A 20,653-nucleotide genomic window follows, 5' to 3' on the forward strand; every position below is an offset into this window, starting at 1 on the left:
GCATATCCCAAATACACAGGGTTCTCTCCTACCTTCTCCCATTTGTCATTTCTTGTGCTTTGCCATGCTTAACATTAAAAGGCGAATTCTCATGACTGTCCATTCCGTCCATCCAGCATGTGTCACTTCAGAGCCATTGCAGGTTGCCGTTTCGGTTGTCGTCCCGGTAACAGAACGGTGTGATGCCCTCGATGAGGTTTATCGTCTGCATGCGGACATCTTACGTCGTATGGTTCCCTCCTTTGAATTTATATTCGTCCTGGACGAAGGGTTTGAGCAACAAGCCGAATCTCTCAATGCCCTGATAGCCAAGGGTGAACCGATTCGAATGGTTCCGCTTCAGCGACATTTTGGAGAGGCCACTGTTCTGATGGTGGGGTTTCAGGAGGCCAAGGCTGAGGTCATTATTACGTTATCAGCCTATTTTCAGACACTGCCTGAAGGTCTGCACACGGTGATGGATTCCCTTAAGGAGGGATATGATTTGGTGGCGACTCGCCGTTATCCCCGAAAAGATCCCTGGATCAATCGTCTGCAAAATCGCATCTTCCATTTTGCCATGGGATTGCTGACTGGCGTGGAGTTTCATGATATGAGCTGCAGCCTTCGTGGCATTCGAAGGCCTGTGGTTCGTGAAGTCAATCTTTATGGAGATCTTCACCGATTCCTTCCCTTGCTTGCCTATCAACGGGGGTTCCGGGTGGTGGAGCGAGATGTCGCCCAGCATCCGGCCGATTGCCACTCCCGAATGCTTCGGCCCGGCGTATACCTTCGCCGTTTTCTGGACATCATTACGGTCGCCTTCCTCTTTAAATTCACAAAAAAACCATTGCGATTTTTTGGGTTGATCGGAGCGGGATTGTTTTCAGGTGGCCTGGTCATTTCTATGATTTTGGCTATCCAAAAACTCTTTGGTCTCACTGGACTCACCGATCGGCCACTGTTAATCCTGGGTGTCCTATTGATGGTACTCGGAGTCCAAACCGCCTCGGTCGGCCTCCTTGGTGAAATGATCGTTTTCACTCATGCCAGGAAGATGAAAGACTACACCATCAAAGATCTCTTAAAGGCAAAACCTTAAGAATAGTCGCCAAATCAATATCAAGTAAGAAAACGATAGTCTGAAGTTAGGTAGCTCGAACACGATTACTGGTCACTCTGTTCTTATGAATTCCCCTCTGGCTTCCTCTCCAGGTGTATCCATTTCGAAAAGCGAGTTAGGTTGTGCCATTGTTTGTCTTGCCGCCTTTTTAATTGGGGTCTTGGCCAGGTTCGATGCGTTAGGTACCTGGTGCCTGGCTGTCGATGAATTTTATATCGCAAAATCGGTTGAACTGATTCAGCAAAAGGGGATCCCTTTATATCCCCATGGTGGCATGTATTGGCGAGGCTTGCTTTTCCAATACTTCGAAGCTGCCAGTGCAGGCCTATTCGGTCTGAATGAATATGCGCTTCGATTGCCAGCGGTCCTGTTTAATCTGTTAACGATCCCCCCTCTCTATTTGTTGGGTAGAAAACGAATTGGAAACGCAGGAGCACTTCTTCTAGTTGCCTTTTTTTGTGTATCAATTTGGGAAGTGGAATTTGCTCGATTTGCACGAATGTATTCTATGTTTCAATGTGCCTTTCTTTGGTTTCTTTATTATTTTCATGAAGGATTTTTTCTTGGCCGAAAACAGGCAATTCCTTGGTCATATGCCATTGCTTCCATCAGCACCGTCATCTATGAGGGTTCGATTTTCATGGCGTGCTTACTGTTCTTGCCACTATTGATTCGAGGGGTAAGCCTTGTAAATCAGTTACGGTATGGTATTTGGGCTAGTGCAATTCTTCTTTTGAATGTTGTTTTTCCGAAGGTGTGGTTGTGGCTTTTCCCTGGAGGTTCGGAAAACGAGTACCCAAAGGGATTCGTTCTCCCTCAGGAGGGGGGAGGCCCTCTTCTACTGCCAGACATTTCCTTGTGGGAGTCTGTCTTCCTGCGAGGAGATCTCTGGGGTGTGGGATATATGGTACTTGTCCTGATGGGAATAGGTCTCGCCTATATGGGGATGAAAAATTCCTTATGGGATTGGCGGCAAAAAGCCATAGCCGTAGCGTTACTTGGCGCGGGCCTATTCCAGTTGTTTGGAGTCGTGCTGGCCATTCTACTTGTATCATATTTCACTCAAACCATTGATCCACAGTCGGTCTTACGAAGGTCAATTGAAAGGAGTATTGCCATATTCCTGGTCGCATGCCTTGGATTCTGGCTTACCGTGGGGTTTCTCACGACTACTGGGTATATGGTTACACAAGGACCAGAAAGTCTATCTTTGCATAAAATTTTTGCGATTGTTTTTCATTATCCAAGAGTGATGGAGGAGTTTGTCTTTCTCTGGCTTGATGTGATGCCCTATTTCCTGATGGTGTCCTGTCTTTTCGGATTTATGGTGTTGTGGGGTTCGACAGAATCCCGCCAGTTCCTGAACAATCACTTTCTCCTTCTGGTGTTAGTTAGTTGTGTCCTCATCTTGGGAGTGATCAATACGATGTACAACTCGACAAGATATTCATTTTTCCTGTATCCCTTGGTTCTTCTTCTTTGGTTTGAAGGGGGGCTGGCCTTAAAATCATGGCTAGACTCGAAATTTTTCACCAATACTAATTTGGGACGAATTCCGAAGTGTGCCGTGGTATTTCTGCCATTTGGACTATTGCTCTGCTCGGAAGATTTTTCCTTCGCACATATCATGAATGTCGGGAAAGCCGAGGTGAACTTTCGGATGAATGTTCCCGAAAAAGTTTCCGTTCACTATTATCAGCGGGCTGATGTAAGAGGTCCTGCCGACTTTATTAATGAAGCTTGGAAGCCGGGCGACCTGATTCTCAATGCCGTCCCTTCTTCGTCATTTTATCTCACGCCTGAGAACTATATATTTTATGACGATCAGTCTTCCTTATTTAGGGAAAATTCCCAGGACCGAGGAAGGAAAGACCGATGGGGAAATTTAATTCTTCATAATAAGGAGACCGTACAAAAAGCTGTTCAGGAAATTAATGGAACGGTCTGGATTTTGACCAAACCAAGATACCGGTCACTGCTGATTGGATGGGTGACCGAGGTTTTTGGTGAAAAAAATTCGGTGATCCAAAGTGGGGTGGCCGGAAAAGATCGCCGAATACAGGTTGTCAGAGTTGTCCGATATCCATCATAAGCATGGGCCATAAATTGAATTTTACTGAACAAAGCATTGTACGTTTACCTTTAGTCTCTGTGGTTGTTCCAGTCTATAATGCCGCTAAATTTTTAACTGAAACTCTTAATTCCATCCTATGCCAGACCTATAAACAAATTGAGGTTATTGCCGTAAATGATGGCTCTACGGATTCCTCGAGAGAAATTTTAAAAGAATTTTCTGGTCGGATTCATTGGATAGATCAGGAGAACTATGGGGTGGCCATTGCTCGAAATGTGGGAATTGCCCACAGTAGGGGAAATTTTGTCGCGTTTTGTGACGCCGATGATATTTGGTTTCCTGAGAAAATCGAATGTCAAATGGACCTTATGCATAGGCATCCTGATGTAGGGGTTGTCGGGGGGTTGTTGGAAAATGTTGATGAATTGGGAAGAAAAATCGAAGCATGCCTGTGTTATTTAGACCTATATGACAAGCCGATAAATCTTAGGCAGATTCTACTGATGGAAGGTAATGTGAACGGTATAGACATGTCGACTGCGATCATTAGAAAAAATGTTTTGGAAAAAATCCAGGGATTTGATCCTGAGCATAAACATCTCAAGGCGGAGGACTATGATTTTTGGATACGAATTTCGAACCAAACAAAATTTTACCTGCCATATGAATATTTTGGTCAATATCGGGTTCTCAGAAAATCCAGGAGTCATGGAAGCTTGCGAAAAGAATATTCTGCGCAATTCCAAATATTGCAAATGTACAGAAGTGAGTATTCTCTCGAGAATTACAACATACGTAAGGCCAAGATTTATAGTGAATGGGCCGAGAGTAGCTTTGTTGTTGGGGAAAAGCATGCCTGGAAGTTGCAAGCCAAGGCTATGAAATTGCATCCGGCAAACCTCTACCACCAGGTCCGGTTCGGCTGGGGATTGATTAAACACATGGTGAAAAGCCTTGTTCGTCCTTTCCAAGGGAATATTGGTTTTCGCAAGGATATCGGGTGATGGCCTCAACGATACATGAACGTCTTGCCGATTTGGTGGAAGGATATGGCTGGCTGGACGGTGTCGGAAAGATTCTGAATGAATTGGGCTCCGAAGAGCGAAAGAAACTCTTTTGGGAAATCCACCTCGGATCCCAGGCAGCATGGATGTTATGGGTGGGAAGAACAAGCCAGGATACCGTCCTGGTTCTTGATGCGGGGTTAGGAACCACAACGGTGGCCCTATCCTATTTATTTATCAATGTGACGGGGGTCTATCGGGATGAGCCTAGCAGGAGATGTGCCATTGCTCGCGCCAGGCAAGAGGGCCGAAAAATTAAGACGGTCCTCTATGGACTTAATCAGTCCCTTTCTTTTCAGGAAGGCCTCTTTGATCTTGTGTGCCTTCCTGACCCGCAGGTTTGGTTGGAAGCCGGCGTAGGCACTGTGCGCAAGGCTAGGGATTTTTTTTCCGAACTCTTCAATTTATTGACTCCTGGTGGAATGATCTATTTGGGAATGAGGGAAGGGCCATTATTCTCTGACATTGGCTATGAGGCAACCCGGGTATACCAACGCGGCCTTGGATCTGCAATGGTGAGGAATTCAAGCAGAGTTCTCAACAGACTCAGTTTTTATCCGACTTGCGGGCCTGTTGAAGCGGTATTTGAGGAGCGAAACAAAAAGTCGTGGGTCTCGAAAGGTCGGTCCACATTGAAAAAAGTGCTAAGAGGGGAGTCGTACGGTTTGATTGTAGGAAAGTCCTGCCCGGAGCGGTCTTCTGGGGTTATAGGGGACATCGTGAGTCAGCCTGAGATTGACCAATCGGACCGATCAGATATTCAAGTGTATGTCGGAACTGCCAATACACTTGTGGGGAAACTTCCAGGTCGGATTGTCCGGTTTCCTTTAGGCGACGAGCCTTTGTTTCGATGTCGAAATAATTATGAGACCTTACATGCGTTACAGGGTAAAGCTCCTGTGGCCATTCCAGCCCCCTACAATCTTCGTCGTTTTGGGGATTTGAGGTATTTTGTCGAATCCAAACTACCCGGTCTTGAACCAACAGGGACCCGAAAATGTTCGTGGGAATCTGACAGGATGACGGCTCAGGCCCTTCACTTCATTTTGCAACTTCATACCGCAACAGCACAGAAAGTGATTCTTGATGACGCGCTTTTTGAGCGCCTTGTGGGTGCTTCTCTTTCCCATTTAATGGGGTATTCCAATGGAACCGATAAAGAGATGGTTGCAAAGGTTGAAGCCCTATTGAAAGAAGGGTTGCTGGGAAAGGAAGCGGTTCTGGTGCGGACCCATGGTGATTTTAAGCGGACAAATTTACTTGTCAATGAGTCCGGGGAAGTTGTCGGTTTGATCGATTGGGATTTGTCGCGAGAGATGGGTTTTCCGTTGATGGATTTATTGTGGTACTTGAGTTACGAAGTCTATTTGAAGCAGCGAATTCCCTTTTACCAAGCCATTGTGAGAGTGGCCTTTGAAGAAGATCTTTTTAAGAATGAGTGTGTCCAAACGTATTGGCACGCACTCGATTTAGGCCCTGGAGATCGGCAGAAAATTTATGCGGTCATTCTGCTTCTCTATCAATTTCATGAGCATTTCGATCATTGGCATAAATCGGAAGAAGATTGGTTCTCTCACGCCATGATGCCAATTTTGCGTTCTGCTTTTGAGAAGGCGTTAGCTACGGTCACTGAAGCAAACTGTTCCGTTTCATAATGTTCCGATTGAATATAGGGTCATAAACAGCCAGATGGTTTCTGTTGAAGGTTTTGCTTTTGAATGGGACTTATGAAAATGCAGTCAGATATGAAGCGCCTCTTCAAGCATTCTTCCATTTATGCAGTCGGAGGAATTGTCAATCGCGCTGGAGCATTTCTTCTTCTTCCGCTCTATACAAGCTATTTGACGCCTTCTGAGTATGGGACGCTGGAGTTAGTTTACGGGGTCACGGCACTCGTCTCTTCTTTGCTGGGAGTGGGATTGGCGCATGCGACATTGCGATTTTATTTTGAGTTCCAAGAAGAGTTGGAACGAAAATTTCTGGTGAGTACGACATTGGTCGGATCCAGTGTGATTGCCTCCAGCGGGGTCGCCTTGTTGTGGTTTACGACACCGATTTTGTCAGGATTTCTGCTTGGCTCAAGACAAGACGCGAGTCTCCTACAGCTTGGCCTCCTTATTCTCATTCTACAATTATCCACGGAAATTGGTCTCGCGTACTTCCGGGCCAGGGAGTATTCCACCCGATTTGTGGTGGCTTCCTTTCTGCGATTACTTTTACAGGTAGGATGTAATTATTACTCGGTGGCTATCCTTGGATGGGGAGTGTGGGGGATTCTTCTGGGAAATCTCATGAGCGTTGGGATATCGTGGGTCTATGTTGTTGGCACCACGGTGTATGAATGCGGGCTACGGTTTCACCAAGCCAAGTTTCGCCAGGTGCTCACCTATAGTTTCCCCTTTCTCTTGAGCACCATTGTTGGGGTTGCCGTTCTGTATTCAGATCGGTTTCTCCTGAAGGCTTTGTATGGACTCGAAGCGGTCGGACTTTATGCTTTGGCGCTGAAGTTCGTGGAATTGGGCAATGTGCTGGTTCTCGAGCCGTTTAAAAACAGTTATGGATCTTTTCGATTTTCAATAATGAAGAATGAAAATGTGAAAGAATTGCAAGCCAAAATTGTTATTTATATGGCTTTAGTGGTTGGCCTGTTGGCACTGGGAATTTCAGCTTTTTCACCGGCTATTCTGCGGATGCTGACGACATTAGAATATTGGCCGGCTGAACACCTTATCCCGATTCTGGCCGCGGGTCTTTTGGTGTCAAGCTTGGGCTACCCATTTCAGACCGGTATTTTGTATTTAAAAAAAACGAAGTACTTATTTTATGTGACTGTGTTGGCCGGCTTTGTGAAAATCATCTTCAGTGTTGCCATGATCCCTCGTTTGGGGGCAATGGGGGCAGGGTTTGCGTATCTTTTGGCGGAAGTCGTGAGTGTGAGTTTAATGCTGTTTTATTCGCAACAGCTTTTTCCCATTCAATATGATTATCGGGCTCTGGGAAAAATTGGAGGGATTTGTGCTCTCCTTTTAGGACTCAATTGGGGAATTCTGTTTATGGGATATGGGGGATTCCTGGGTGCCGGGATAGCTATTGTGAGTTTTTATCCATTTCTCATATTAAGTGCAGGCTGTCTGAACTGGTCAGAAGTCGAGGCAGGGTGGCATTTCGCTGTCGAAGAAATCCGGCGGTTGCGGGGAACAACTATATAGGGGAATCCCTTTGTCCTGAATGGAGGCTTTTTCAACAAGCTTTAATCAGAGGAATGCATTGGCCAATCAAACAAAAGTTGCTCATGTGGTTTTAAGTCTTCAACCCGGTGGACTCGAGCGGTTGGTATGTACGCTTGTTTGTTCTCCTATTCTTTCAACTTTGCCAACGATTGTCCTTTGTTTAGATGAACCGGGGGTTCTTGCTCCTATGGTAGAAAATGCCGGCTGTCGGATTGTGGTCGTCAAACGTAGGCCAGGACTTGATTTGGGTTTGATTGGTCGTTTGGTCAAAGTATTGAAGCGGGAAGGAGTTACCGTGGTGCACACCCACAGTCTTGATCCGATGTTGTATGCCGGGTGGGCAGCGTGGTGGATGTCTGTCGCCGTTCGTATTCATACGCAACATGATATCTGGTTGAGAACATACAACTGGAAGGACCGTCTGAAGTTTCGAGTCGGTTCTCTGTTTTTTCATAAAATCGTCGGTGTCTCTCAAGATACAACGCGGGCGTTTGGGGAGTATGGAATCTCTTCTCCTCAAGGTCTTACGATTTTAAATGGGATCGAAGAAAAGAAATTTTCGAACCCCCACAATGGGAAGAACATGGCTTTTCGCGAGGCCCCCGATTTTCAAAATCAAAGAGAATGGGTGGTGGGGACCGTAGCCCGGCTCTCTCCTGAAAAAGGAATACATCATCTTTTGCACGCTTATTCGGTCCTTCAGGCACGAGGCATTGCCCTTCGACTGATCCTTGTTGGAGACGGACCTCAGCGCGGTGAATTGGAAGCGCTAGCAGAGGGTCTTGGTATCTCTTCAAGCGTAGAATTTATGGGGTACCAGGAAAATGTTGAAATCTTCCTGTCCACTTTTGATTTTTTTGTTCTTCCATCTTTGACCGAGGGCATACCACTTTCATTGTTGGAGGCGATGGCCAACGGTCTTCCCGTTGTGGCGACGAATGTTGGGGGTATTCCTGAGATTATAGTTCATCAGGAATCAGGTCTTTTAATTCCTCCGGGGAATCCCGAAGATATTGCTCAAGCTCTGTCCCGACTTATCCAGGATCCTGGTGAAGCCAAGCGAATGGCTAACAATGCCCAAAACCGAATTCGAGACTATTTTGGAATGACTCCGATGACCGAGGCCTATCAATATCTCTATGAGATGGAGCCACCACCTTCATTCTTGAAGAATATCGTGAAAAAGGTAGCTCAGAAGTTTCCACGGCGATGGATGTTATGGAATGGGGAGCGGGATACCCGTCACATTGCCATCACAGTCGACGATGGCCCCGATCCAACCTATACCCCGCAAATTCTTGCAATCCTCAAAACCTATGGTGTCACCGCAACATTTTTCCTTGTTGGTGAAAAGATCGAGCGGCACAAAGAGTTGGTTTTACGAATGATTGAGGAAGGTCACGAATTGGGGAATCATTCGTTTACTCATCCTTCCTTCGATCACTTGTCATGGAAGGAAGTCGTCGTGGAAATTGAGCGCACTCAGGCACTCTTTCAAAGCATCACAGGACGCCCCTGTCGATTATTCCGTCCTCCCTATGGAAAATTATGTTTGGGCTCTATTGGGGGAGCTTGGCTTGCACGTCTCACGTGTGTCATGTGGAATGTTGATCTCAAGGATTTCCAGGCAGAGAGTCCAGGAGAAATTCTTGCCGCGCTACAATGCCAGTCTCTTCAATCCGGGGATATTCTGTTATATCACGGAACCAATCCCTCTGCGGTCAAGGCACTTCCGAATATCCTGGATGTTATCGTCCGCCAAAACCTGAACCCGGTTCATATTTCAAAAATGCTCACGGTTTGACGGAGAGCCACGGTGAAATTTCTTTATCATCACAGAACGCTGGGTCGAGGAGGGGAAGGGGTTCATATTGCCAGTATGGTTCGGGCTCTTGAAACGCTAGGCCATACGATTCAGGTGGCATCTCCGTCTGGTGTAGATCCACTCCGGATGGCCGGCGCCTCGCCCGTTGATAAAGGTCAGGCCCAGGTACGAGGGATAACCCGAATCTGGAAATTTGTGAGTTGTTGGGTTCCTGATATTTTCTTTGAAATTCTTGAAATCGGCTATAACGTGGTGGTGATGATTCGATTGGGGCCAATTTTACTACGGCGAGGCCAAGATGTGTACTATGAACGGTATGCATTTTTCATGTCTATGGGAGTGTTTTTAGCCAAATTTTTTGGGTGGCCTGTTTTGCTGGAGGTGAATGAGGTAGTCGGAGTTCAGAGGGCTCGAAACCAGGTGCTGGTTCCTGTCTCTCAATGGTTTGAAAAAATGATATTCAAAAAGGCCGATGTGATACTCACTGTCTCGAGCTTTTTGAAAGAAGAGGTGTTAAAGCGAGGCGGAAAACCAGGTGCAGTTCATGTCATTCCCAACGCGGTGGATGCCCAAGTGATAGAAGCGACGGAACGGGGAGATCAGATTCGAAAGCGGTATCACCTCAATGGTCATACTGTCGTTGGTTTTGCAGGATGGTTTGATACCTGGGATCGGTTAGATCTGCTGATTAAAGCGGTCGGAGATGTTCACAAGGAATTTCCACATATTCGGCTTATGCTGGTAGGCAATGGCCCGGTTGTTGATGGGCTCATCGAACAGATTCGAGCCAGCAAGTTAGAAGAGGTTGTGTTTCTCACTGGCCCCGTGCCCAGATCTCAGGTGTTATCGTATATTGCGGCTATGGATATCTGTGTGCTTCCAGATTCAAATGTCTTTGGTTCTCCGATTGTCTTGTTTGAGTTTATGGGCATGGGGAAGGCCGTGATTGCGCCGGACCTTCTGCCTATTCGAGATATTATTGAAGATCGTAAGGATGGATTGATCGTCCAATGTGGCAATCCTGGTGCGCTCCGGCAAGCCCTCTCACTATTATTGGGCGATAGTGCACTGCGAATGGAGTTAGGTTCCCGTGCCAGGAAAAAAGTTCTGGGTCAGCATACCTGGCATGAGAACGGAAAAAAGGTTGAACGGTTTGCCTCCGCACTCATAGACAAGAGTTGAAGACCCTGGTTCCTCCTTCCGCGCTATATTGATCCGCTTAGGATTGTCGAAAAATTACCGACATAAACAGCATACACTTAACTTTAATTGAGTTTAATCTCTCCTTTCCTTTTTGAGAACGAAGCATGGCCTTAGGCTCTGCTTGAAGGGCAATTGAGGGGAAGGGGTCAATCCCTATTCCGGTGAAAAGGAATTAGCATGAAACTGCTATTTTGGGTGGCCTTTGTGGCGGTGCTGTATACCTATTTTGGGTATCCCCTGCTCGTTTGGCTTTTGGCCTGTGTGAAACCCAAGCCAATTGCGCAGGGAGATTTCTCTCCTTCTGTCTCTATGATTATTGCCGCCTATAACGAGGAGAAAGTTATTGGTAGCAAAATGGCTAACACTATGGCGCTGGCATATCCGGAAGGGCAGTTAGAAATTATTGTCGTTGCGGATGGGTCCACTGATCAGACTGTGAGTATTGTTCAGTCGTATGTCAAAAAAGGAGTCACTGTCTTGCATCGACCGGCCAGGCAAGGAAAGACGGCAGCTTTGAATCATGCCGTTTCGGTGGCTACTGGGGAGATTATTTTATTTTCTGATGCTAACACCGTCTATGAGCCAACGGTGATTCAGAAGATTGCACGAAATTTCCATGATCCTTCTGTGGGTGGGGTTTCGGGCCGAAAGGTGATTTTAAAAGACTGCGATAGGCAAACCAGTCAAGGGGAGACGGCCTTCTGGAATTACGAAGGTTGGCTTAAATTGGGGGAAAGCCGTTTAGGATCCATCGTGGGTGCGGATGGTGAAATTTTCGCCATCCGCAGAGCTCTTTTTACTCCTATGCCATCCTTCATTGTTCATGACGATATGTTTCTTTCTCTGAAAATTGTTGAAGCCGGATTTCGAGTGATTTATGAAGGAGAAGCGACATCTGCGGAATATTCCTCAAAAACGCTTCATGATGAATTTTTTCTCAAGGTTCGCTATGCATCTGCCGGGTATCAGATTTTTACCCAATTCCCCGAGATGTTTTTTCCGCCAAAGACGTTCTTTGCCTTCCAGTTTATCTCTCACAAATTATTCCGCTGGTTGATCCCATTTTTTCTTTTAATCATGCTGGTGAGCAGTGCGCTGATTCCTTCCCTTTGGTATCACAGTCTTTTCTGGGGGCAAGTGTCTTTTTATCTTGCTGCGGTCCTGGGATGGGTTCTCATGAAAACACTCGGCCGCGCTACTCTTTTTTATGTGCCGTTGTACTTCTGTATGGGGAATGCCGCTGCGTTGTACGGATTTTTCCTTCATTTCTTTAGTGCCGGACAAACCAGTCTTTGGCGTAAAGCCGAACGTTAGGATTCGCTAACCTTGGAGAATGGCTAAGTGTATCTCGTATCTGGACTTCTCGGTGGGTTTTTGATCATTTTGGGATTTGTCTGGCTCGTATTGCGGCAAAAGCAGATGCATCTCTGGATTGCGAGTTATGTCATCCAGCAATTTCGTTCTCGTCCAAAGGTGACTGCGGGGCCGATTCATATATTTTTTTGTGTGACCGACCATTATGAGCCCGCTGTTGGTGGGGTGTCGTATGAACAAGAATGTGCCCGGATAGAAAAATGGATGAAAAATTATCCGCATATCGCGTCCAGGCATCGGGATGTGAGTGGGAGATGCCCCCAGCATAGCTTCTTCTTTCCTGCGGAAGAATATCGACCGGCTCATTTAGATCATCTCGCCACTTTATGTGGAATGGGGTTTGGAGATGTTGAGATTCATCTACATCATGATAATGATACCCCCGAACATTTGAGGGATACACTTCATGAATTTAAGACCATTCTTCATGAGCGCCACGATCTCCTCCGAAAAAATCCTGAATCAGGAGAGATCGAATATGGTTTTATCCATGGAAACTGGGCCTTAGATAATAGTGGTGGTGCAGGGAGATGGTGTGGAGTCAATAATGAGATCTCCATTTTGCGTGAGACGGGGTGTTACGCAGATTTTACCTTTCCTTCCGCTCCCGACGAGTCTCAGGTTGCCACAATTAACTCTGTGTATTATGCCACCGATGACCCCCTGAGACCGAAATCCCATAACACCGGTGTTGCTGTTGAAGCTGGGAGGAAGTCCAGTGGAGATTTGATGTTGATCCAAGGTCCATTGGGGTTGAATTGGAAATCTCGAAAATTAGGGTTACTCCCCAGGATTGAAAATGGAGAACTCTCCGGGGATAACCCTCCCTCCAAAGAACGCGTTGACCTTTGGATTAAGACTCATATTCACGTACAAGGACAGCCCAATTGGATCTTTGTGAAACTTCATACTCATGGAGCCGATGAGCAGAACATGGCGGTTTTGCTTGGAGAGCCCATGGACCGTATGTGGACCTATCTGGAGGACGAATATAACGATGGTCAAAGATACTGTCTCCATTATGTGACTGCCTACGAATTATTTCAGGCAGTCAAAGCTGCGGAAAGTGGAGTCGCGCTCGATCCTTCTTTCTATTTAGCAAAATTTGGGAGATCTTTCCAAGCTACAACAAAAAACAAATGAATTAAATACAACTCTCCAGGCTATTCTATTCCGAAACGGCGAAAAGGATTTCATTTAAAACATTATGGTCAAAGAAGAAACCGCAGATCTAGAGCCTGTGGACTCTATTGGGCCCAACCGGGCATCTGGGAATGGACCTATACCTTCACCGCTGTCTTTTCTTCTATTTCTTTACTTCATCACGCTTTATTTGCGGCCCCAAGACTGGGTGCCGTTTATGTTGAATTGGCCTGTTGATTATATAATTTTTGCCTTTTTGCTCGGTGGCTCCATTTTTCAAATGGATGGATGGCAGCGTTTGTGCAAGTTGCCATTATTGTATGTATTGGTAGTCTGGCTTGTGGTGATCAGCCTGTCAAACCTTGCGCAAGGAGGGGAAGGAGCATGGTATGCGCGTGCGGCTTTCACGGAGTATTCGAAATCCTTTCTTATTTTCATGTGCTTGTTTCTGTTTTTAAACTCAACTGGACAAATCCGTCGGCTGATATGGTTCCAAATTTTCCTGTCAGGGCTTCTCGCCTACCAGTGTATTGATCAAGTGGCGACTGGGGTTGGGTGGGCCGGGCAACATCTTGGTTGGGATGATGGTCACGGTGGTCGCGCAAAGTGGGTGGGGCTTTGGGATGGGATGAATGTTCTGGCTTTGCTTTTTGTCATTTCCTTTCCTTTTCTCATTCAATTTATGTTCTCTCCCTGGAATATCTTTATTCGGATTACATCCTTTCTTTTTAGCCTACTTATTTTTCAAGGACTTCTTTTGACTCAGTCACGCGGAGGATTATTGGCCACAATCGTAGCCTTGTTCGCTTCGTTGGTCTTACGATTTAAGCCACGTACCGCGTTGATCCTTGGTGCCATTGTTCTGGTTCTGGCCGCGCCGTTGGTTGGCTTTCTTACGACACGGGGGTTTGATGATAGTGATGGGAGTAAGTCAGCGGCACATCGTGTGGATCTTTGGGCTGCAGGTTTGGAGATGGCTAAAGAAAACCCTGTTTTTGGTGTAGGAAAGATGCGTTTTAAGAGCGCTGCGAGAGATAAAACAGGGCTCAGCCTCATTGCACATAATTCTTATGTGGAAAATCTTGGCGAAACTGGCTTTCCCGGGCTGTTTATCTACATCTCATTGTCGTATCTGTCGATAAAAGGGCTGTGGCATGTATCGAGGCAAGTCTCTGATCCTAAGGATCGCTCACTCGCTTTGGCTCTTTTAGCGAGCATTTGTTCGTATGCAGCCACCTCGATGTTTGTGACCACAGATTTTATTCTTTTTTATGTACAGCTTGGTATTGCTGCAGCCTTTTGCTCATTAAATGGTTTTCTTCCTCGGTTGACTCTAAATGATATTTTTTGGATTGCCGTGATAGAAGTTGGATTTGTACTGTTTCTTCGATTATTTACTGCACTGTTTTTTGCTGGCGGAATGTCATAACCTTTTTCTTCGGAGTCAAATGCTATGTGTGCCATATGTGGTGTGGTGAGGTTTAGGGACGGTGAACCTGTCGAACAAAATCTCCTTGTGCAGATGAGGGATTCGATGGCTCATCGGGGTCCTGACTCCGCGGGAATATTTTTGAATAAGCATGTGGGCTTTGGACACCGAAGGCTGAAGATTATTGATTTACATGCTGGCGCACAGCCTATGTTTAATGAGGATGGGACTATTGCGGTTGTCTACAATGGCGAGATATACAATTTTTTGGAATTGCGAGAGCACTTAATAGCTAAGGGGCACACCTTTCAAACCAAGTGTGATACTGAGGTTATTGTGCATGCCTATGAAGAATATGGAATTGACTGTCCCAAATGGTTTGACGGCATGTTTGCCTTTGCCCTTTATGATGCCACCAAGAATTCGGTCTTTCTCGCTCGGGACCGGGTTGGGATAAAGCCACTCTACTTTTATATGGACCAGCATCAGTTCCTCTTTGCTTCCGAGGTGCGCGCCATTCTCAAGGTGCTTGAATTTCGCCCATCCGCAAATATAGCTGCTTTGGATTTCTACGTGTCGGTAGGATTTGTACCCGGAGAAACTACATTGTTCCAAGGTGTCCAAAAATTGCTCCCTGGGTATGGTTTAATTCTTCAGGATCGACAGGTGACGCTTTCACAGTATTGGGATCTGAATGATGCTCCGCCCAGCGAGTTATCTTTTGGTGAAGCTCAAGAACGGTATGCAGAATTACTTCAAAAAAGCATTGAAATGAGTCTGATGAGTGATGTCCCATTGGGGGCATTTTTAAGTGGTGGGATTGATTCCAGTGCGGTGGTTGCAGGAATGAGTAAATCTATGACCGAGCCGGTCAAGACCTTTTCTGTTGGATATCATGATGATAAAGATGCCAGCGAACTTCCCTATGCCCAGTGTATTGCAAATATTTTTCACACGGAACATCACGAGTATATTCTTGAATCGGAAGAATTCTTTGCCTCATTGGATTTGTTACTTGAGTACACGGAAGAACCCATTGTGGAAAGTGCGGCAATTGCACTTTTCCACCTCTCTCGGTTAGCCAAAGAGCATGTGACGGTTATTCTCTCAGGGGAGGGAAGTGACGAGATTCTAGCCGGCTATCCCCTGTACCCGATTATGGCAAGGCTTGATCGAATCCACCGTGTATTTGGCTACCTCCCATCCTGGATTCATGAATGTCTGTCGACGAGCCTCAAGGCCAATGAGAAATACACAAAGTATGTTGATTGGATGAGAATGTCTCTTCTTAACCGCTATCGAGGAATCTCTAACGATGTGACGCCGAGCATCAAGCGGAAAATGTATCAACCGGGCTTTGCTTCTCGTTTAGGCAATGATTCTGATGTATTTTTTGAAAAACTTCTTGGCACACTTTCCCAAAGTTCCGGATTGAGGAAAATGGGCTATCTTGATATTAAGTCTTGGTTGCCTGATGATTTGCTGGTCAAAGCGGATAAGATGACCATGGCCAATTCCCTTGAACTGCGTGTACCATTTTTGGATCACCATTTACTTGAATTTGCCATGTCCTTGCCTGATGAGTATCGATTGAAAGGGTGGGAGGGGAAATTGGCCTTAAAAAAAGTTATGGAAAAAGTTTTGCCTCATGAGATTATTTATCGAAAGAAGAAAGGATTTCCCGTGCCAGTGGCAAGGTGGTTTAAGGAAAAACTTTATCATCAGGTTCGTGATGTCTTGCTGGATAGCAAAAGTCTCACACGAAATTACTTTCAAGAGTCGTATATTGATAATGCTTTGAAGCGACATCGGCAGGGAAAGGAAGATTTGAGCCGAAGACTTTTTTCCCTTGTCGCTTTGGAAATGTGGCACAAAAAGTACATTGATTGATCACTCTCATTTTTGATGGTTCTGTTCGTCATGCCAATGTCCTTAAAAGTTCTGTTTATTTCTCAAATTTTTCCAACTCCCGTGAATCCAACTAAGGGAGTCTTTAGCCACCAACTTGTTCAAGGTTTAACGAACTATTGCGAGGTCCGCGTCGTTTGCCCACAACCCTGGTTCCCGAAGCTCCCTGGATGGAAATTTTTGGAAAGATGGCATGGGTATTCATTAATTCCAATTGAATATGCTATCGATAGCATACCCGTCTTGAGCCCCAAATATCCGTTTATTCCTAAATGGGGTGAGCATTACCATAGCTTCCTATTATTCCTAGGTCTTGTTCGATATACGTACGCCCTGAGGCGCTGTTTTCGGTTTGATGTGATAAATGCCCATTGGCTTTATCCTGATGGAGTGGCTGCTGCCCTGCTTGCCAGAATTATGGGGGTGCCCTTGGTACTGACAGGTCTCGGATGTGATGTGAATATGTTTTTGTTTGAGAAGCGCAAGAGGGGGCCGATTCTTCGGGCCTTGAATCAGGCTTCTCGAGTCACAGTCGTTTCAGAAGAATTGAAGGCTCACCTGCTAGGCGTGGGGATAGACCATAAGCGTGTCACGGTTATTCGTAACGGCGTTAATAAACAATTATTTTTTCCAAGGGATCAGACCGATTCGGAAACCATCCTTGGTCTTCCACAAAAGGGCCCCTGCGTTCTATTTGTGGGAAGATTAGCAGAAGAGGAAGAGAAGGGGCTTCGGTATCTGATTGAGGCCTTCCAAGAACTTGTTCAAATTAGAAAGCCAATAACCCTGTATATTATCGGGGATGGCCCCATGCTCAAAGCGTATCAAGAACTCGTCCACAAGCAGGACCTTCAAGGGCATATTCAATTTGTTGGTGCGAAGGCACATCAGGATATCCCTCTATGGATCGGTGCATGTGATGTTTTCTGTTTGCCGAGTCTTCGTGAGGGGTGTCCCAATGTGATTCTTGAGGCATTATCCTGTGGCCGTCCAGTGGTGGCATCCAGAGTGGGTGATATTCCCAATCTCATTGGGAAAACTAATGGGATTCTTGTTGAGCCTGGCAATAGTCACCAATTATCTGAGGCGTTGGATATGGCACTGGCCAGGGAATGGGATGAAGGGGAAATTTGCAGGTCTGTCGGTAACTTGACCTGGGATGCCGCCGCATCCCAATACTATTCCGTTCTCCTCGGCGCCTGTTCTGATGTGTGATTTTCTAACGGATGGGTGGAAGTATTTCTCGGAAGGGGGAGGTGCAGCAAACCTTTCATGGCTGATTGCTGCACCAGGTTAGACCATATTATTGAATGGTAAGGGTAAGGCCTTTTGGGGAAGCCGGAGGAATCGTATCTGAGGTGCCCCCCCCATTCGCATATTCTGCTGGAAGTGGGTTCCCAAGAAATTCCCAAATATAATGTGTGAGGGATGATTTGCCGCAGAATCCTCGTGATTCATTTGCACAGAGATCCGCCTTAATCCGTGCCTCATTGGGGAATGGCCAGAGATTTTGGTTGGTTAAAGTGCCATTTTGATAGCGTTTGATGATTGTGGCGCCAATATCTCCACCATCCGAAGCCACCCCTTTATTCGGTGTCCCTGTTTCCGCCCGCAGCAGATATTTCAATCCTGGTTGTATACTGGAATCGTGAGCACCAGGACTTGCGCCGTTATAATTAGGACTATTCGAATAGACGTTATTGTAATCTGATGTGACGGATCCATTGATTCCACTATTTGAATTATTGTGTATGAGGCTATTTTTTAGGGAGACATTGGTCACCTGATTGCCGCCCCCACCGAAATACGTCCCATAAGATCCCCCACCCAATGTGACATGGTTGAGTGTGGTATTACTGCTTTTCCTAGGAACCGTAATTGCGTATTCGTTGCCCCAGGAAACAACATTTTCAAATCGATTATTGTTATTGATTCCCCCTCCTGACTCAGATGCCAGACCGTTTCCGACATTATTGAGGCTAATCATGCCAAGAATGACGTTATTTGATGAGCCAGTATAGGGAGCGGTGTCACCATTGCTATTTCCGGCAAGCAATATGCCACCACGATCTCCTCCTCCTGTTGCAGTCGTCCCATCCAGGAGAATCACATTTTCCACCAAGCTGTCATAGGTATTATATAAACTCATGTTGAATTTCGGGTCACCGGGTTTGTAGGCTAATCCATCCCAACGATCCCATCGGAGCACAGCCCGCCGGACGGTCACTTTGGTGCCGCCATAGACACTCAGGACATATCGGCCGGCTCCCCAGCCCCACACATCTTCGAATAGAGAGTCGCGAATCCTGGACAAGCTCCAGACATTATTGTTCGTGTTTACCGCACTCCCATACGCACCTGTACGGCGAATTGTAATATTATTGATTTGATTGGTTAACGATGTGCCATCTGGGGATTGGACCGAAACGGACGGTCCTTCGCCGCAATTCTGGAGGCGGAGCCCTTCGATAACGATATGATGGGTGCCCGCTTGACGGATGTCCACCCCCGTACGAACTCCTGCACCATCGATCACGGCTTTGCCATCGTGTTCTGCTTGAATTATCGTGGGTGAAGTTGTTGACCCACTTGGCGGATTCACGATGGTGCCTCCCTCATAATTATATAGGCCATCTTTAAGGATATACGTGTGGCCTCCTCCCTTCGAAAAGGCATGCGTGAGGGTATAATAAGGGTTCTGGCTGGTGCCATTACCTAGGACATTACTCCCTGTGGGGGAGATGTAATAGGTCGCGGCAATGCTCTGAGTGGCATTCAGCATGAAAACTGCTGCGAGGAAAGACCAACAGAGTATTGCTGGATTTGTTGCATATCGACTTTTCATGGATTTCTCCTTGTGGTGCTATGTCGTGACTTCTCTAGAATCCCTTACGCATGGGAATTTAATGGACGGTAAAGCTATTAGACATATTCCCTTATAGTTTCCTGAAAATTGGGTTGTCACATCCCGTGACTGGTTATGTTTCGGTAATATTTAGAAAAGCTTTAAGTTTTTAGGAATTTTTTTAACCTTAACTAGGGCATAGTTCGAAAACTCAACCTTGTTGACGGACGAAGTTTTCGGAAAAAGCTGCTTGCTGTGCGTCTGGTTGGAGTTTGTATGGTTCCCCTGCCTAATCTGGGTATCTGTGGTTGGTAAAAGAAATATGTCAATGGATTCGTCATCATAGGCTAAATCTCTCTCCTACGGGGATGCTTAAGTTTAAGTACCGCTTAATTTGCTAACCTTTAATACAAGCAGTATTTAGTGAAATCCTATAAGCCAGTTTAAAACACGTATAATTTGTTGAGTGTGTCTTTAAATCTTTTTAAGGGAAGCAATAGAGATCAAAAGCCCTTTCAAAGGCATTTCCCTTATCTGATCAGGCTTCGACCAACTGCTCCTCATCTGAAGAGTTGTCTGTAAGGGATGGTGCTGAGCACTCAAAGCTTTCCACCACCTCCTTCTTGGATCTGTTATATCTAGTCGAAATAATATAGGTATCACTTATCTTTCTCCGGATAGTCTCTTATAGTTTCGCCATTGATGGTTCATGGGATAATCCCGCCCTACTGTTTGACGATGACGGAATACATGCTCAAATCATTTCCCGCATTGTTATTGCTGACATTTCCCCCGAGGGTAATCGTGCCGGCCGGGAAGGACTTCACAAACAGGCTGAAGGTCGCATCCGAGGTCACCAGGTTTGTGCCGGTGTCGGTAAAGGTGTTCAACCAGGAGGGTTTCGAGGTAATACGATCGCCATGGGCGACATATACGGAGACGGGTTGATTGACCGTAAAGCTGAGGAAAGTCGAATTGGTCGCCGATTTGTCATCATTGGCGGTTCTGATATAAGCACCTCCCTGGACGAGAGTGGGGACGGTCGCAAAGGTATAGGAACGGTCGATATACACGGTGGCGCCGGCTTGGAGGCCGGAGGTGGGCACCACATAGGCTTTCCCACTGGACACGGACAGATTCGAAATGTTGAGTGGTGATGAGGGTGGTGGTGGTGGCGCACTGGTATTGCTCACGGTGACCGTTCGGGCTGTAGCGGTTTTCGTATTGCCCGCCGCATCGCGGGCGATCGCCGTGAGGGTGTACGAGCCATTCGGGACGGTGGTGGTGTTCCAGCTGGTGTTGTAGGGATTGGTCGTATCTTCAGGGCCGAGGTTGGCGCCCTGAAGCCGGAATTGGACGCCCGCGACGCCGACATTATCACTGGCGCTGGCGCTGACTGTCACCGTGCCGGAAACCGTACCGGCGCTGGGAGCCGTCAGCGTGACGGTCGGGGAGT

The 20,653-nt window shown here is 46.4% G+C and carries 14 protein-coding genes; 12 read left to right on the forward strand and 2 right to left on the reverse strand.

Annotation, left to right across the window (positions count from 1 at the left end; translation table 11 throughout):
* Positions 1 to 91: 91 nt before the first annotated feature.
* From ACWHYD_RS05760 to ACWHYD_RS05815, 12 genes are all read left to right on the forward strand, one after another.
* On the forward strand, positions 92 to 1,081 hold the full coding sequence (locus ACWHYD_RS05760) for a glycosyltransferase (RefSeq protein WP_447964958.1): 990 nt from the start codon (positions 92 to 94) through the stop codon (positions 1,079 to 1,081).
* An 85-nt stretch (positions 1,082 to 1,166) separates the two neighbouring features.
* The gene (locus ACWHYD_RS05765; protein ID WP_447964959.1) at positions 1,167 to 3,194 is read left to right on the forward strand and encodes a hypothetical protein; all 2,028 of its coding nucleotides are present in this window, start codon (positions 1,167 to 1,169) and stop codon (positions 3,192 to 3,194) included.
* Between the two features lie 2 nt (positions 3,195 to 3,196).
* Positions 3,197 to 4,180: a glycosyltransferase family A protein gene (locus ACWHYD_RS05770; RefSeq protein WP_447964960.1), complete on the forward strand. Its 984-nt coding sequence runs from the start codon at positions 3,197 to 3,199 to the stop codon at positions 4,178 to 4,180.
* Positions 4,180 to 5,895, forward strand: a complete 1,716-nt coding sequence (locus ACWHYD_RS05775; protein WP_447964961.1) for a phosphotransferase — start codon at positions 4,180 to 4,182, stop codon at positions 5,893 to 5,895. Before ACWHYD_RS05770 ends, ACWHYD_RS05775 begins: the two co-directional genes overlap by 1 nt.
* A 72-nt stretch (positions 5,896 to 5,967) precedes the next feature.
* A complete protein-coding gene (locus ACWHYD_RS05780) occupies positions 5,968 to 7,449 on the forward strand; it encodes a lipopolysaccharide biosynthesis protein (RefSeq protein ID WP_447964962.1) in 1,482 nt (493 codons plus the stop codon).
* Between the two features lie 58 nt (positions 7,450 to 7,507).
* Positions 7,508 to 9,274, forward strand: a complete 1,767-nt coding sequence (locus ACWHYD_RS05785) for a glycosyltransferase (RefSeq protein WP_447964963.1) — start codon at positions 7,508 to 7,510, stop codon at positions 9,272 to 9,274.
* 12 nt (positions 9,275 to 9,286) lie between these two features.
* Positions 9,287 to 10,477: a glycosyltransferase family 4 protein gene (locus ACWHYD_RS05790; protein ID WP_447964964.1), complete on the forward strand. Its 1,191-nt coding sequence runs from the start codon at positions 9,287 to 9,289 to the stop codon at positions 10,475 to 10,477.
* Positions 10,478 to 10,675: 198 nt separating this feature from the next.
* Positions 10,676 to 11,812 (forward strand): glycosyltransferase family 2 protein, encoded by a 1,137-nt coding sequence (locus tag ACWHYD_RS05795; protein ID WP_447964965.1) that lies wholly within the window; start codon positions 10,676 to 10,678, stop codon positions 11,810 to 11,812.
* Positions 11,813 to 11,839: 27 nt separating this feature from the next.
* On the forward strand, positions 11,840 to 13,015 hold the full coding sequence (locus ACWHYD_RS05800) for a hypothetical protein (protein ID WP_447964966.1): 1,176 nt from the start codon (positions 11,840 to 11,842) through the stop codon (positions 13,013 to 13,015).
* Between the two features lie 64 nt (positions 13,016 to 13,079).
* Positions 13,080 to 14,444, forward strand: a complete 1,365-nt coding sequence (locus ACWHYD_RS05805; RefSeq protein WP_447964967.1) for an O-antigen ligase family protein — start codon at positions 13,080 to 13,082, stop codon at positions 14,442 to 14,444.
* A 24-nt stretch (positions 14,445 to 14,468) separates the two neighbouring features.
* Positions 14,469 to 16,334, forward strand: a complete 1,866-nt coding sequence (gene asnB, locus ACWHYD_RS05810; protein ID WP_447964968.1) for an asparagine synthase (glutamine-hydrolyzing) — start codon at positions 14,469 to 14,471, stop codon at positions 16,332 to 16,334.
* Positions 16,335 to 16,370: 36 nt separating this feature from the next.
* Positions 16,371 to 17,567 carry a glycosyltransferase family 4 protein gene (locus ACWHYD_RS05815; RefSeq protein WP_447965831.1) on the forward strand — a complete coding sequence of 399 codons (1,197 nt, stop codon included), beginning with the start codon at positions 16,371 to 16,373 and terminating at the stop codon, positions 17,565 to 17,567.
* Positions 17,568 to 17,655: 88 nt separating this feature from the next.
* Here ACWHYD_RS05815 and ACWHYD_RS05820 read toward each other — a convergent pair whose 3' ends face one another.
* Entirely contained in the window at positions 17,656 to 19,197 is a 1,542-nt protein-coding gene (locus ACWHYD_RS05820; RefSeq protein WP_447964969.1) for a hypothetical protein, read from the reverse strand.
* A gap of 725 nt (positions 19,198 to 19,922) precedes the next feature.
* Entirely contained in the window at positions 19,923 to 20,636 is a 714-nt protein-coding gene (locus ACWHYD_RS05825) for an Ig-like domain-containing protein (RefSeq protein ID WP_447965832.1), read from the reverse strand.
* Between the last annotated feature and the right edge of the window lie 17 nt (positions 20,637 to 20,653).

It is taken from the genome of Nitrospira sp. Ecomares 2.1, assembly GCF_965152585.1.

Bases quoted from the DNA above. Each gene is read 5' to 3' on its own strand.
- ACWHYD_RS05760 (WP_447964958.1), top strand. From the start codon at position 92: ATGACTGTCCATTCCGTCCATCCAGCATGTGTCACTTCAGAGCCATTG.
- ACWHYD_RS05765 (WP_447964959.1), top strand. From the start codon at position 1,167: ATGAATTCCCCTCTGGCTTCCTCTCCAGGTGTATCCATTTCGAAAAGC.
- ACWHYD_RS05770 (WP_447964960.1), top strand. From the start codon at position 3,197: ATGGGCCATAAATTGAATTTTACTGAACAAAGCATTGTACGTTTACCT.
- ACWHYD_RS05775 (WP_447964961.1), top strand. From the start codon at position 4,180: ATGGCCTCAACGATACATGAACGTCTTGCCGATTTGGTGGAAGGATAT.
- ACWHYD_RS05780 (WP_447964962.1), top strand. From the start codon at position 5,968: ATGAAAATGCAGTCAGATATGAAGCGCCTCTTCAAGCATTCTTCCATT.
- ACWHYD_RS05795 (WP_447964965.1), top strand. From the start codon at position 10,676: ATGAAACTGCTATTTTGGGTGGCCTTTGTGGCGGTGCTGTATACCTAT.
- ACWHYD_RS05805 (WP_447964967.1), top strand. From the start codon at position 13,080: ATGGTCAAAGAAGAAACCGCAGATCTAGAGCCTGTGGACTCTATTGGG.
- asnB (WP_447964968.1), top strand. From the start codon at position 14,469: ATGTGTGCCATATGTGGTGTGGTGAGGTTTAGGGACGGTGAACCTGTC.
- ACWHYD_RS05815 (WP_447965831.1), top strand. From the start codon at position 16,371: ATGTCCTTAAAAGTTCTGTTTATTTCTCAAATTTTTCCAACTCCCGTG.
- ACWHYD_RS05820 (WP_447964969.1), bottom strand. From the start codon at position 19,197: ATGAAAAGTCGATATGCAACAAATCCAGCAATACTCTGTTGGTCTTTC.